The following is a 13163-nucleotide window of genomic DNA, read 5'->3' as shown; positions in this document are numbered from 1 at the left end:
CTTGAAAACTGTTGACTGTAACAGGTCCGGGGGTTCGAATCCCTCACTCTCCGCTTAGAGAGACGTTAATTTTAACGTCTCTTTTTTTATGTATTGATTTCAGTCATTTTCCAATAATGCGTAGCAATATAGAAAGATATGTTCGGGTTCCGGTGTTCTTTAAACGAAAAAAGAAATTCATCACTGACATATTCTCATTATCCATTATTAAGTGTTCAATATTTCTTTAACCATTCAATCTTATAGCTCAAAAATCATCTTTTTTGAATGCAGTGGCTAACTTGTCTAGGAAATTTAAGATAATGATGGGTTCATTTTCACTAAATATCCATTTTTTCTCAGGATTTTTTATCGCTTGAATAGTAGACGCCATCCGTACAGAATCCTTTTTGTTAAGTTTATAATTCACCTTTATACTCTACGTCAAACATTCGTCATTGGTTGTTTATGTATTTGTTATTCAATATTTTGCTTTATGAAGTGTCTTTGAAGTAAGGATCAGGAAGAATACTATCTATAAATTTGCAATGCAGGAAGACGATATAATGGGCTCCTGTACATAAATATTTAAAATCTAACCCAAATGAAAAAAAAATTTGTACTAATACCTTTAATGTTAGGTATTATTTTAAACGCACAAACATCTCCAAATTTTAAAGAAAAAATTGACTTCAGGTTAGCTGAAAACTCAAGCCACATTTTGATAGATGTTAAGATAAAAGAACAGAAAGGTACTTTTGTATTTGATACAGGAGCTACCACTACTTTGGTAGATGCCGGTTTTGCAAAAAGTGTAGGAATTGAACCTAATTTCCAGCAGAAGGCTTCCGGTGGTGGTGGAAGTAAAGTATACGATGTTGCTTTGAATCAGTCTTTTGTAGTAGGGAACTCAAAAATAGACCAGGCTCATTTTGTACTGGAAGATATGACAAGAATGAGAGAGAAGCTTGGAAATATTGATGGAATAACAGGGAATAATTTAATTAAGAAGTTTATAACTGAAATTGATTTTGACCAAAAATCTATTTTCCTGTATAATAATGATGAAAAATTAGATGTAAAGGATTTCAAGACCATACCATTTGAGTTTGGAAATAATATCCCAATTCCGCAATTTGATATTAAAATAAGACAAGGACAGAAATGGTACTCTGGAAAAATCCTTTTTGACAGTGGAGCTGGGGCAAGCCTGATACTTAACAGCCCTTTTGAAGATAAGGAGAAATTGATGGAAAATTCTGTAAAAAAAATTAAGAGTATATCTAATAATCTGACTGGAACAACCATTAATACATCTTTTATTATAGATGAGATATCAATAGGTGATTACTCATTCCCTCAGGTTCCGATTGATCTACAAAACCTACTTCTATTTTCTTATCCTTATCAGAAGAAGTATATGCATATTCTGCTCCTCTTCCGAATAGTGAAACTTCCATAAGTTTACTGATATTCCCCAAAGTAAATTCACTTTTTTCCCTGCGATAAGTCAGGTAAGTATTGCTCACCACAGGATCGCTTTGGTTATTCAGGGTATAAATATTACCACGGATAAACATATAACCTGAGGGAAGATTAAAGCCACCTGACCCGATAAGCTGATACATATCTGTATTGTTGCCAATGCGTCTGTAACTTGCTGTTATGGTATTTTTACTGTAATTGGAAAACAGGTCGAATTCAGCGTCTTGATAACGCTGTGTAGAAGAAACATTTTGTACGGACACGGAAGTATTCCCGAAGATTTCCTTGTCCGGTTCTCTGAAGCCGGCAATATTCACCGTAAACTGAGAGCTTCTGAGCAGGTTGCCTGAAGGAACAAACCGGAAAACAAATACGGAATCTTTCTGAACATTGATCGTTCCCTTTTTTTCAATAAACAGATTTTTCTGGGTTGCTTCCGGAATCTTAAATACGATGGTCACATTCTGTTTTTTATTCCCTAAATTGGAAACTCTTGCCCGGACTTCCAGAGAATCCTTATAAGTCCCCATGTAGACAACAGGATTTTCAGCGGTTATCCTCATGTTGTTATTCTCCGTCACTTCATAAGACAGACTTTTCTTTATAACCTGGTGTTTTTTTTCATCAGTAATGGTGAAGATCAGATCGGCTTTACCTGAAAGTATTGTAGCGCTTTTCAGTATTTTTATGGGAATAAAAAGTTGCTGGCCGGGATTCAGCTCAATTTCAGGATTACTGTCAGAAATGGTTCTGAAACCAGTGGGGGTGTTTGCTTCAACTCTGCCTTTAAAATGTTTGCTTTCATTGTTTTTCAAAACAAGCAGTACATCTATAATGTTCGGATTAGCTGAATTCTGTTCATTGCGGATTTCCATGCTGATACCTGCATCAGCCTGAGCTGAAGCCCAAATAGAAAACGGGATCAACAAAAAAAGTATTATTTTCGTGAATAGCTTGTTGTGAAGCATTATAAATTATTGAGGCGTAATCTCGAATTGAATGGTTGTAGTGTAATCTTCTGATTTGGCATTGATGAACCTTTCGTCGTTAGGTTTGGTAGAATACCGCATGTCATAATAAACGTCAGAATTCTGCGTGGAACCACCATTTGCTATAAGCTGAGGAGCTGTACTCAGCAAAATCGTATTTGCAGTTCCCGTGTTGCCTGAAACCGGTATCAGATTAAGCTGTACAGCATCAAGAGGAAGAAAGTTGCCGGAAGAAGCACTAAACTGGTTCTGAAGCGATTTTACTTTGATCTGATAATTTGTATTGCTTTTTACAGTAAGTGCATTAGAGTAAATGACACTGGCCCCGTTTGCGTAATCCTGCATATTTTTAAATTCCAGAATACCATTCATTGCAGAAGCTCCGAACTTCATAGACAGCTCCGGAATATCTGTAGGAGTACCAGAAAGCGAGCCGATCTGAAACTGAAAATTATGATCCACGGTACCAAGAATATTATTGTACTGATCATAGGCTGTAAACTGTAACGGAGCTATAAAAGTGATCCATGCAGGATATGATCCCAGATATGATCCTCCTGCCAGGCTGATGCTGTATTTGATCTGAAGGCTGTAATAACCATTGGGCTGAGCCGGCTGATTAAACAACGCCGCATTGGACTGTGGAATCAGGAATACTTCTTGTCCTTCCTTCAGGATTACATTAAGTGGCATGCCAATTTGCGGAATAGTGGGAACGGGGTTGGGGTAAGCTTTTCCTGACGATGAAACCGGCTGAAACGAAATTTTATTAGCTGGTAATATGTAATTCCCGTTGTTTGAGGTAATAGGCTGTTTCAATCGTACAGAAACTCTCCAGTTGGGTATATTGATATTGCCATTTCCTGCTAAAGTAAGATTGTATGCATCAGGATTGGTATTACCGTTATAAGAATTAATCTGCAGATAACCGTTTACCCATGAGCTGTATGAAACCTGTGAGAAACAGCTTACCGAGAACAGAAATAGGAGAAGACATAATATTTTATTCATAGGTAAAATTCAGTTCTGCCAACTCCAGGTTATTGTTGTCGCCATAATCAATCATTACCGATGCGGTATATTTTCCCTTCGAAAGTGTTGCAGGAAGGGGAATATTTACCTCTCTTTTGTTTCCAGGCATGGTATAAAAAATAATCTGGTCAAGTGATACCTTATTACCGTTTTCTGTGTTGATAAGCTCTGTCTGTATTTTTCCGTCTGCCCAGATATTACCCTGATTTTCAAATAAAACAGTAAGATCCTTTTTTGATTGGGCTAAAGCAAGGTTCTGGATTTCAATTTTTTTAGTGGCTTTGGTCGTCAATTTATGGAAAAGTTTAATTCCTGAACGGATGCTTACTTTGATATTGGCTCCTTTATTGTCCACATCATTCACAGGATTCATCTGGCTGACATACAGAACGGCAGTATGAGCCAACAGCTGATCCACTAATGCATTGGGAGAAGTAATGGTTACATCAATATCTTTTCTTTCCCCCGGGCCTAAGGTAAAATAAGTGTCTTCATTTTTTATGGTTACCCAGCTGGCGCAGGATGTCGGCAGCGTATTGGCTGGGGACATTTTGTTTTCTCCAGTTCCGTTGTATTCCCAATCTCCCAGACTGACAGCCATGTCAAGGGAGTTTTTTGCGCTTACATTGGTTACCGTTACTTTTTGGGTGGTACTTTTGCCTGCGTCAGATTCAAAATAAAGTCTTGGAGGAGATACAGATACCCCTGTCTGGGCTTTAGTCTTGGTACACAAAAGAAATAAAGAAAATAAAAAGATGATGTAGGAACGGCTCATTATTATAATTTGCTCTTAAAGTACAGATAAAGTGCTACAATCTGTAACACTTTATCCATATAATTTTATAATATTTAAATACTTATTGTGAAATAATAGTATACGTTAGCTCTGTTGTATAAACAGTTGGATCCTGACCTGCAATGTAATTGTCAAGATAAGCATTCGCGCCGGCACCTTTGTATTCAATGTTGATTTTTTTGTCTACACCACCATTTGCAGATGTTACCAATGTTGCTTCAGTAGCTGAAAGCTGTACGTTTTGCGCATACTGAGCTCCGTTTACTCCATCAGTTCCTGCACTGGCTTTAATCTGAATGGTATTAGCCTGGATATTCTTGGCACCGCTTTGTAAAGCTGCATTGGCACTTTTTACCTTAACCTGAAAGCCACCGGTACTATAAATGCTTAAATGGTCAGCATTTACGGAAGATACTCCGTTTGCATAGTCATCTTTGGTTTTATAGTCTAAGTTAACAACCTTTTGAGCAGGGTTAACGATAAGGGTTTGAATAGGCTTTAATCTGACATTTAAAGTTACGGTTTGTTGAGCTTTTAATGCAACAAAACCCAATAGCAACGTGGAGGCTACAATATATTTCTTCATAAAATAACAGGAGTTTTTATTAGTGTATTCTTGTTTTTTTTCAGGTGCAAATTTAGACAGAGCTACAGGTACTCATTTTGTGAAAAAGTACTAAAGATTTGTAAATTTGGTTTTGGAAAAAAACTTGATAATAAAGAGTATTTTATAAAGAAATATAACGATTTCAGTTAATTAAAAATTAAAAAATCTGTTGATATTGTTAAACGAATATTATATTATTATGAATTTACTAAAAATAAATAATCAAAAATTAAAAAAAATAATATTCAATGCATGGTAAATAGCATCAAATCTACTTATTGAGAGATTAAAGTTAACATCATAGAAGTGGACTTATCTTTAAACTCTTTTATAATTTTATCTATTTTTTGATTTATGATGAATTTTTTTCTATAACTCCATTGTGACTTTTAATAAGATTATACTCATCATTTTCATCCTGCTGAATTCCTAACTGAAAACCGGACGGGCTTGAAATGATCACAGAATTGATTTCCGATTGGGTAGCTTCATTCATTTCATCAATCATTTCACTGTCACCTCCAACAGCAAGCATTTGTGTGGGGTAGAGCCTCACATTTACCTGAACATCATCTGCCTGGGCAAATATGTTAACGGAAACAAAAAAGAATACTACTGAAAAAATACATTTTATCCCCATATGGTATTTTTCACTTATTTGTTATTTATCCAAAAATACAATATTATTTTTATATTATTTCATTTCTGAGGGATTTTTTCCTGTATGTTTTTTAATAAAATTGCTGAAATTTCCTTCATCGCTGAATCCCAGCTTATAAGCGGTTTCAGAAATGTTGTACCCGGAGAAACTAAGTGATTTTTTACATTCATTGATGAGCTTTTCAATAATAATATGTTTCGCACTTTTTCCCAGAACATATTCGGTCATCTCCGTTAATTTTCTTGGGGTGATGTTCAGTTCATTGGCGTAGTAGGAAACCTTTTTAGCTTTTTTATAATCCCGCTGCAAAAGGATTTTAAACCGGTTTACATAGTGAAGGTAATCAAGTTTTACATCTTTTTTCAGTGTTTCTGCAGGGATATGCAGAAATGCATCCAGGATCAGCCTTTCGATAGCATTATGAGCTGCTGAAATAAACAGGCTTTCGTCCTTATGCTGAAAGTTGTGCATCCTTCCCATAAAAACTATGTTCATTTCCCTTATATTTTCAAAAGGGGCTATAAAAACATCAGAATCATAATTAAAAAAAAGCCTTGAATTGAGAAACATACTGTCTTTTGCAGATCTTTCATAAAAACTGGAAGAAAATGTGATAAGATAAACCTCACCTCGTTTGGTTTCACCAAATACAATCTGCTTTTGAGGGCCTAAAAATGCGATGTGCCCACCTTTTATGAAGTGCGGAATATTTTCTATTTCCAATGTGATGTCTTCTATAATGATATAAATACAGAAATACTCAAGTGTATTAAAACTTCTTTTATTATTATTCCTTTGTATTACATTATTCAATGTGTTGATGCTAAATCCTAAATTTTTTAATTGGTCTGTTATAACGTACATAATAATAAGCCTCAATAAAAATGGTTAATCTGTCTTATAAAAAGAAAATTTATAAATCAGATAAATGAACCTGTAAATCAAATCAAAGTAGCATACATGTGATATTTCAGTTCTCACTTTGTAACTTGATTTAAAGACTTATATAAATGTATATAAAATAACTTGATCTTCAGAGGGCTTATCGGGAATATTTAAGTGTTTTTTATACTACAGGTTACTGAAGGCTATTTTGAAGATGTAAAAAATAAAAAGCCTGCAATTCATACGAATTGCAGGCCTTATCTGGAGAATACAGTTTTTTTTTAACTTAATATTTCACATGGTGCTACACAGATTACCCATGGGCATCTTTTGATTCCCGGAGGTGGGCAGCACGCTTCGGAACAGCTTAGAGCTCCTCCGTTGATACTTTTCAACTGTTTTCTTGTGATTTTTTTAGAATTTTTCATAGTCAAGTAATTGTTTTAAACTGATTAAGGCTGGTTTCCACCACCACATCCGTCGTATGGCATACATTGCCATTTACCACCAATTAAGCATAGCTGGCCGCCTCTGCAGTCAATACCTCCTTTAATTGTTTTCAATTCCTGTCTTTCGATTTTCTTTAAATTTTTCATAATAATTTAGGTTTAGTTCTTTCCGAAATTAGTAAATTTTTATCAACTGTTGTAGAATTATTGTGAAAATATTTACTTTCAATCAATATAATTTTTAATATTTTACCTTTAATCTGCTGAAAATAAATAAAATGTAATATCTGTTACAGAGTGAAAATTATTTATTAAATGAGGAATAATCATGTTTATATAAAATCTTGTCTTGTGGCAAGTTGGATCTCATAATGACTTGTTAATTTTGAATAAGTTTAACTACCAAATCCAATGCTATTATGAAAAGTATATTTAATTTCTCTGTTCTGCTAAAATCATTGCTGATGATAACTGTTTTTTCCGCTACATGTATGGTATGCGCACAAAAAGTGAAGCCATCTGAAAGCGGTTATGTGCCCGTTAACGGTCTCAAGGTGTATTATGAAGTCTATGGTAATGGTAAGCCTCTTGTATTACTGCATGGTGCTTTTATGACCATTGATATGAATTGGGGAGAGCTGATTCCTGAACTGTCTAAAACCAGAAAAGTAATTGCTGTTGAACTTCAGGGGCATGGACATACCCCGTTCTCGGAACGTAAATTATCACACGCTGTTCTGGCCAATGATGTTACAAAGGTGATGGACTATCTGAAAATTGATAAGGCTGATGTGGCAGGGTATAGTTTTGGTGGGGAAGTAGCGTATCAGCTGGCGATACAGAGCCCGGAAAGACTGAATAACCTGGTAATCATTTCGTCAACGTATAAAAGCAGCGGCTGGCTGCCGGAAGTCAATAAAGCATTTGAAGGAATGAAACCTGATCTCTTTACAAACAGTCCTATGCATACTGCTTATAATGCTGTAGCCCCTGATAAAACAAAATGGACAAAATTCCTGGAGCAGATGATGGCTTCTGCCGGAAAGCCTTTTGATCTGGGGGATAATAATATTTCTAAAATTCCGGTACCTGTTTTAATCATTGCTGGTGATAATGATGGACTGGATAAAACCGAGCTTTCAAAAACCTATAAATTATTGGGAGGCGGAGTTTCTGCGGATATGGGAGCTATGCCGAAATCCCAACTGGCAATTGTTCCGGGACAAAGCCATGTCAGCCTGATGATGCAGACCACAACCATTCTGAACTATCTGAACAGCTTTTTGAAATAGTCTGATACATCAGCGAAATCTATTGACAATTATTAAAACTTATCTTATGATTACAAAATTTGAGGCAGGAATTAATATCGCTATAAAAATTCCTAAAAATAAATATGAAAAAACCGTTGCTTTTTATAAAGATATTTTAAAACTGGAAGTTGAGGAAAAACCGATCAGCAATCCCACTGTTTCAAGGACCCATGAAGTAAAATTCGGGAATAATGTGATCTGGTTAGACTGCGTAGACAATTACACCCATTCTGAAACCTGGTTACAGCTTAAGGTTCCTGATGTAGAAGCAGCAACACAATATTTGCAGTCAAACGGAGTAGAAACCTGTGACGAAATTGAAGCGCTTCCTGAAAATATGCACTGGATTACCGATCCGGCGGGGACGGTGTTTAATCTGCAGCAAACATAATAGTAATATAATATTCTCTTTTAATAAAAAAACCTCCCAAAATAGGGAGGTTATAAAACACGTACTTTGAATAAAAAATTATTGAATGTCGGGGACTAAGCCGAGCTTTTTCCATTTTGCAACAGTATTTCTGCTGAGCTTATACTTTAGAGCAAGCTGAGTGTTGTTGAGATTATGTTTTTTTTGATCTTCTAATATTTGTGTTATTGACTGCTCATCATAAGAGCGGTGCTTTTGGTTGAATACGGTAGTTTCATGGCTGCTTGTTTCAAAAATAAGATTGTTAAGGGTAATAACATCTATTCCTGTTAAGCTTTCCTTATTCAAAATATTCTCACAAACCTTTGCTTTTTGGGGATACTGATATTGAATGATATCTTTGAATATCTTCTTGTAATCCGGGTTATTCATTTGCCAATTGTAAAAACTTTATTTATAATATTCTTGCTAAGCTGATGCTGCTGTCCGGTGTTCCTCCGAAAGTAAAGGCAGCAATAGACAATCCGGGAGTGCTGATGTTAACCCTGAAATTGACATCATTATTCACATCAAGAAACAGAACGGTGTCTGCCGATGCTGAAAAGCTGTTTGCACTGATAAAGGCTGCATTGGCTGACATATAGGCTTTTTGTTCTCCGTTTACAGCAATGGCAATATTTACTTTTACTCCTGCAAAACCTATATTTCCTCCATTGAATAACACATTGAAATTGATTCTATACAATCCCTTCTGGCGTATCCGGAAAGTATCTGACGGTCTGAAAACAGACAGGTAATCCGAAAACTGATTGCTATTATTGGGAATAGATAAAGGAAGATTTCCTGAAGAACACAAGAAAGCGAGGCATCCTACGCTGGAGGGTTCTATCCTTGCCCGGGTCCATGTAGTGGCTTTTCCCTGAGGAATAAATGCCTGTTTCCATGTTGTTCCGTCATACACTTTGGAAACGGATGCATTCTTGTCATACATCAGCATGGCATCCATTGTAGGATCATCATCATAACCGTCAGGCTGGGCTGCATTATATTTTGGCAAAGTTGTGCTGTTACTGGCAGCAGGCTGTATCAATACTTTTTGTCCGGTAGTATTCTGTAGTTCTAATTGAGTGTATGGAGATTTAACATTAGCTCCTCCCATAACTACCTGGGCATTCAATAAACATCCGGCCAATATATTGCTTAATAATATGTATTTTTTCATTGTTTTTGTATTAAAAGTTATTTTAATCGCTGTACATTAATAAATGTATCGGTATGATCTGTAGAATTGCCATAAGTAGAAATCAGTGAATTTGTAGATACGGCAGCTGCCAGTCTGATTCTGCTGTTAGCGGGTAATGTAATGGTGGAAGATACACTGGCACTTTTATACCCGGATTGTCCGAGGTCAAGGAATACGCCTCCGCTTTGGCTGGTTTCTTTAAAAGCAAGGGTAGACCAGGTTGCTCCGTTATCATAGCTTACATCCAGGTTTACCCAGTACGAAACATCCTGTCCAAAGCCCAGTAAGCTGGTTCCGTTAAAACCTACTACACCTGAAACGTAATACAGTCCTGCAGCAGGAATAACAATATAATCAGTTCCAACCTGGGTATTTAAATTATTAATAAGGAGCTGTGACCTGTTTGTAAGGTTGGATAAAGGAATGGTCTGTCTGTTATTGCTTCCAAACAGCTGTGACAATGAACACGTATTAATTCCTGCAAGTGAGACACATGCCCATAATTTTACTCCGCTTGCTTTTGTACGGGCTTCAAAGGGGTTGTGAAACCCTCCCAGCTGTAATGCAGGAATCCATACGGTACCATCATATTTGTAATACTGTTTATCTTCTTTATTGTATAGAAGGGCTCCTTCCAGAGCCGGAAGGTCATCGAAATGGTCTTCTGCTGAGGCATTGTATAGTGGAAAGTTTCCTATGCTGTTGGTTTTTGTCAGTATGAGTCCTTTTGCAGGATCTTTTATATCAAGTAGTGCATTAACGTGTGGACTACCTCCTGTTTTGGAAATCAGGACCTGTGAAGAGGCTGAAACACCAAGCAGTACAGAAAAAAGGAAGGTAAATATTTGTGTTTTCATCATGTGTATAATTAAAGGATTACTTTTTCAAAAACGAGCTCTCCGGTGCCATTCGTTCCATTGTTCTGGAAGATAGAAGATACTGAGATACCAGGAAATGGTATTGCAGGAAAATACTGCATATAGCCGGCCAGACGAATTTTATCACCAACATTCAGTTGAGTAACAATTGAGCCGTTAAATACCGGATTATATCCTAAACTGGCATTATCAGATGTGAACGATTGTGAATCAATATCAGTAAAGTTGGTTGGGGTAGCAGCACTTGCTTTTTGAAGTTTTAAACGTACTTCGGTAGGTGCGGGACCTAACACCGCATAGGACCTGTAGGTGATCCTGTATAATGCTGCTTCATTTACAGTAATAATATTGGAGGCAAGAGACAGGTTGATATTAGTTCCCTGAAAATCTGAAGCGCCAGAGCTGCTAATAGGTATTACTATATTGGATACTGAACAGCCATTTCCAAGAAAAGGGATTGTACATGACAAAGTAACATTGGAAGGTCTGGAAAAGTGGGCAAGATACTGTGGTTTGGTTTCAACAATATAGTCATAGGTACTTTTCCATCGTGTTCCATCGTGTTCGTAAACAGAAGCATTGTTCTTGCTGTATACTAATGCTCCTTTAAATGTATCATCTCCAACAGGGCTTGCTGCACTGCTTATTTGAGGTACGGAAGGGAGCAGGACAGCCTTGGCAGGAGTTGTGGATTTTACATCCAGTATGGCATTGGGATGTGGTTCATGATCACTGGGATTAGTGGAAATACTAACCTGTGCATACCCGTTAACGGTCAGCATGCAGAATAGCATGAAATGTGTTTTTTTCATCGTATAATTTTTTTTACATTCTTGTGTTTTAATTCAGATTTAGAAGGGAAGGATAAGGGAAAATATCCTTCCTCCTAATTCATACTGTAATAACATTTGTGTTAATAGAATCGGAACCCCAATAATATCTGGTGATATAATTTTAAGCTTTTCACTACGACAATAGTAACTTGCTAATTATTATTTCAACTGATCATCCGGATTATGTGGCAAAGATATTTTAAGGGTTAATTTCTAATACTATAAAAGCATTATCATAAGCTAGCGAAAGCTGTCGTTTTGTTAATCGGGATTGTTAAAAAGGTAAAAAATGTTGAAATTATCCAAGATTTAGTATCCATGTATACATGTTTTCCTCTGTGCTGATGTTCAGCTTTTTTCTGATTCTGTATTTTTTACTGATTACGGAATTGAGGGTTACATTTTTATAACGTGCTATTTCTTTGGTATCAAATTTTAATTTGATCAGCGCGCAATATTCCAGATCAGAATGGGAAAGCTGCGGATTGATTTTCAGCAGTTGTTTATTAAATGTTGGAAAAACTTCAGAAAACTTCAGATGGAAAGATTGGTCATTGTTATGAACGAGCTGTATGAGTTCATTAACAGCGTCGGGATTGATATCCTGTTTTACCTTTTGATAAGGAAATATATCATTTTGGTTTGAGCTTTCCACAGTATCAGTGAGGGGTTCAGGTGTTTTGTTATGGGGTTTTCTTCTATAAAAAATATATATGACAATACCTGCAATAGAGATAAATAAAATAATAGTGATCGTCAGTGATTTATTATCCGGTTCTGTTTGAGCTTGAGTATTCTTTTCATTAGGAGCAGAAATAACATTATTCAATACCTTCTTTTCAACCTGAAAGATACTGTCTGTTATTTTTTGTGCTTTTGCAGAATAGACGGCCTGGTTTTTATAATCTTCAAGACCTAAGTAAGATTCCGCTTTTCCTGAATAAATATCTTTTACCAGTAATGGATAAATTTTAGCCTGCTGGGCTGCTTGGGCTGCCTGTTCAAAATTCTCCAACGCTTTTTTGTAGTTTCTCCTTTTATTTTCTATGTTTCCTTTTAATGTATAATATCTGATGAACTCTGATTGATCTTTTTCTGTTTTCATATTTCCGGCAAACAGCGCCAGATATTTTTCAGTATTTTTGAAGTCATTTTTAGAATAATATTCGTCACTTAATTCTATGGCAAAGGAAGAAATATAAAAATTTCTATAGGCAAATGCAGAGCTTGTTTTCTTTGATTCATTATAGCCACTGTGAAGATATAGTAAGATAGAATCTTTTTTTTCGGTTTCATTTTCCTTTCTCAGGTTTCTTGCCATGGTCCTGTATGCTGTCGCTTTAATGATATGAGCTTCTTCATTGCTGGTGTTATCTGTTTGGGCAAGGGCTTTGTTGAGAGATTTCCGTGACCTTTTGGTATAGCCTAGTTCAGTATAAATCATCGCTTCTTCCAGATAGAGCCAGGCTAAAGTGTCATAATCATGATATTTCTCCGCTAAAATTTTGCCTTCAGGGATTATTTTCAGGGCTTCTTCATACCGCTGTTCATTCATATAAATGGAGGGTATGATTTTCATAGATTCCGTAATTCCTTTTGAATATTGAATATCTTGGGATTGTGAAAATATGGTATGCCACAGT

The 13163-nt window shown here is 36.1% G+C and carries 15 protein-coding genes; 3 read left to right on the top strand and 12 right to left on the bottom strand.

Annotated features, from left to right (window positions below; all coding sequences use genetic code 11):
• The first annotated feature begins 583 nt into the window (after window positions 1-583).
• Window positions 584-1441 carry a retropepsin-like aspartic protease gene (locus tag ACE3RB_RS13300; protein ID WP_374464648.1) on the top strand — a complete coding sequence of 286 codons (858 nt, stop codon included), beginning with the start codon at window positions 584-586 and terminating at the stop codon, window positions 1439-1441.
• A 997-nt stretch (window positions 1442-2438) separates the two neighbouring features.
• Here ACE3RB_RS13300 and ACE3RB_RS13295 read toward each other — a convergent pair.
• The 7 genes from ACE3RB_RS13295 to ACE3RB_RS13265 form a co-directional block, all read right to left on the bottom strand.
• Window positions 2439-3464 (bottom strand): hypothetical protein, encoded by a 1026-nt coding sequence (locus tag ACE3RB_RS13295; RefSeq protein ID WP_374464647.1) that lies wholly within the window; start codon window positions 3462-3464, stop codon window positions 2439-2441.
• Window positions 3457-4260 (bottom strand): molecular chaperone, encoded by an 804-nt coding sequence (locus ACE3RB_RS13290; RefSeq protein ID WP_374464646.1) that lies wholly within the window; start codon window positions 4258-4260, stop codon window positions 3457-3459. The genes ACE3RB_RS13295 and ACE3RB_RS13290 overlap by 8 nt, the downstream gene beginning before the upstream one ends.
• A gap of 82 nt (window positions 4261-4342) precedes the next feature.
• A complete protein-coding gene (locus tag ACE3RB_RS13285; protein WP_374464645.1) occupies window positions 4343-4867 on the bottom strand; it encodes a hypothetical protein in 525 nt (174 codons plus the stop codon).
• Between the two features lie 373 nt (window positions 4868-5240).
• Window positions 5241-5528 (bottom strand): hypothetical protein, encoded by a 288-nt coding sequence (locus ACE3RB_RS13280; RefSeq protein ID WP_374464644.1) that lies wholly within the window; start codon window positions 5526-5528, stop codon window positions 5241-5243.
• A 54-nt stretch (window positions 5529-5582) separates the two neighbouring features.
• On the bottom strand, window positions 5583-6362 hold the full coding sequence (locus tag ACE3RB_RS13275) for a helix-turn-helix domain-containing protein (RefSeq protein WP_374464643.1): 780 nt from the start codon (window positions 6360-6362) through the stop codon (window positions 5583-5585).
• A 353-nt stretch (window positions 6363-6715) separates the two neighbouring features.
• Complete coding sequence (locus ACE3RB_RS13270) at window positions 6716-6862, bottom strand: hypothetical protein (RefSeq protein WP_374464642.1); 147 nt, start codon at window positions 6860-6862, stop codon at window positions 6716-6718.
• A 24-nt stretch (window positions 6863-6886) separates the two neighbouring features.
• Window positions 6887-7030, bottom strand: a complete 144-nt coding sequence (locus ACE3RB_RS13265) for a hypothetical protein (RefSeq protein WP_002980068.1) — start codon at window positions 7028-7030, stop codon at window positions 6887-6889.
• A gap of 272 nt (window positions 7031-7302) precedes the next feature.
• Here ACE3RB_RS13265 and ACE3RB_RS13260 point away from each other — a divergent pair, with 272 nt between their 5' ends.
• Window positions 7303-8175 (top strand): alpha/beta fold hydrolase, encoded by an 873-nt coding sequence (locus tag ACE3RB_RS13260; protein WP_374464641.1) that lies wholly within the window; start codon window positions 7303-7305, stop codon window positions 8173-8175.
• Window positions 8176-8221: 46 nt separating this feature from the next.
• Window positions 8222-8587 (top strand): VOC family protein, encoded by a 366-nt coding sequence (locus ACE3RB_RS13255; RefSeq protein ID WP_374464640.1) that lies wholly within the window; start codon window positions 8222-8224, stop codon window positions 8585-8587.
• Window positions 8588-8665: 78 nt separating this feature from the next.
• Here ACE3RB_RS13255 and ACE3RB_RS13250 read toward each other — a convergent pair whose 3' ends face one another.
• The 5 genes from ACE3RB_RS13250 to ACE3RB_RS13230 form a co-directional block, all read right to left on the bottom strand.
• A complete protein-coding gene (locus ACE3RB_RS13250) occupies window positions 8666-8998 on the bottom strand; it encodes a helix-turn-helix domain-containing protein (protein WP_374464639.1) in 333 nt (110 codons plus the stop codon).
• Window positions 8999-9020: 22 nt separating this feature from the next.
• Window positions 9021-9788, bottom strand: coding sequence for a hypothetical protein (locus tag ACE3RB_RS13245; protein ID WP_374464638.1), 768 nt, complete (start codon window positions 9786-9788; stop codon window positions 9021-9023).
• 17 nt (window positions 9789-9805) lie between these two features.
• Window positions 9806-10669, bottom strand: coding sequence for a hypothetical protein (locus ACE3RB_RS13240; RefSeq protein WP_374464637.1), 864 nt, complete (start codon window positions 10667-10669; stop codon window positions 9806-9808).
• Window positions 10670-10677: 8 nt separating this feature from the next.
• On the bottom strand, window positions 10678-11499 hold the full coding sequence (locus ACE3RB_RS13235) for a hypothetical protein (RefSeq protein ID WP_374464636.1): 822 nt from the start codon (window positions 11497-11499) through the stop codon (window positions 10678-10680).
• 319 nt (window positions 11500-11818) lie between these two features.
• Window positions 11819-13099 carry a hypothetical protein gene (locus ACE3RB_RS13230; protein WP_374464635.1) on the bottom strand — a complete coding sequence of 427 codons (1281 nt, stop codon included), beginning with the start codon at window positions 13097-13099 and terminating at the stop codon, window positions 11819-11821.
• Window positions 13100-13163 lie beyond the last annotated feature (64 nt).

This window comes from Chryseobacterium sp., assembly GCF_041914225.1.
Lineage (GTDB): Bacteria > Bacteroidota > Bacteroidia > Flavobacteriales > Weeksellaceae > Chryseobacterium.
The sequence above is the reverse complement of the archived record's forward strand: the minus strand, read 5'-3'. Positions and strand labels throughout refer to the sequence as shown.

Bases quoted from the DNA above. Each gene is read 5' to 3' on its own strand.
- ACE3RB_RS13295 (WP_374464647.1), bottom strand. From the start codon at position 3,464: ATGAATAAAATATTATGTCTTCTCCTATTTCTGTTCTCGGTAAGCTGT.
- ACE3RB_RS13230 (WP_374464635.1), bottom strand. From the start codon at position 13,099: ATGAAAATCATACCCTCCATTTATATGAATGAACAGCGGTATGAAGAA.
- ACE3RB_RS13270 (WP_374464642.1), bottom strand. From the start codon at position 6,862: ATGAAAAATTCTAAAAAAATCACAAGAAAACAGTTGAAAAGTATCAAC.
- ACE3RB_RS13285 (WP_374464645.1), bottom strand. From the start codon at position 4,867: ATGAAGAAATATATTGTAGCCTCCACGTTGCTATTGGGTTTTGTTGCA.
- ACE3RB_RS13240 (WP_374464637.1), bottom strand. From the start codon at position 10,669: ATGATGAAAACACAAATATTTACCTTCCTTTTTTCTGTACTGCTTGGT.
- ACE3RB_RS13245 (WP_374464638.1), bottom strand. From the start codon at position 9,788: ATGAAAAAATACATATTATTAAGCAATATATTGGCCGGATGTTTATTG.
- ACE3RB_RS13280 (WP_374464644.1), bottom strand. From the start codon at position 5,528: ATGGGGATAAAATGTATTTTTTCAGTAGTATTCTTTTTTGTTTCCGTT.
- ACE3RB_RS13290 (WP_374464646.1), bottom strand. From the start codon at position 4,260: ATGAGCCGTTCCTACATCATCTTTTTATTTTCTTTATTTCTTTTGTGT.
- ACE3RB_RS13300 (WP_374464648.1), top strand. From the start codon at position 584: ATGAAAAAAAAATTTGTACTAATACCTTTAATGTTAGGTATTATTTTA.
- ACE3RB_RS13250 (WP_374464639.1), bottom strand. From the start codon at position 8,998: ATGAATAACCCGGATTACAAGAAGATATTCAAAGATATCATTCAATAT.
- ACE3RB_RS13255 (WP_374464640.1), top strand. From the start codon at position 8,222: ATGATTACAAAATTTGAGGCAGGAATTAATATCGCTATAAAAATTCCT.
- ACE3RB_RS13265 (WP_002980068.1), bottom strand. From the start codon at position 7,030: ATGAAAAATTTAAAGAAAATCGAAAGACAGGAATTGAAAACAATTAAA.
- ACE3RB_RS13260 (WP_374464641.1), top strand. From the start codon at position 7,303: ATGAAAAGTATATTTAATTTCTCTGTTCTGCTAAAATCATTGCTGATG.
- ACE3RB_RS13235 (WP_374464636.1), bottom strand. From the start codon at position 11,499: ATGAAAAAAACACATTTCATGCTATTCTGCATGCTGACCGTTAACGGG.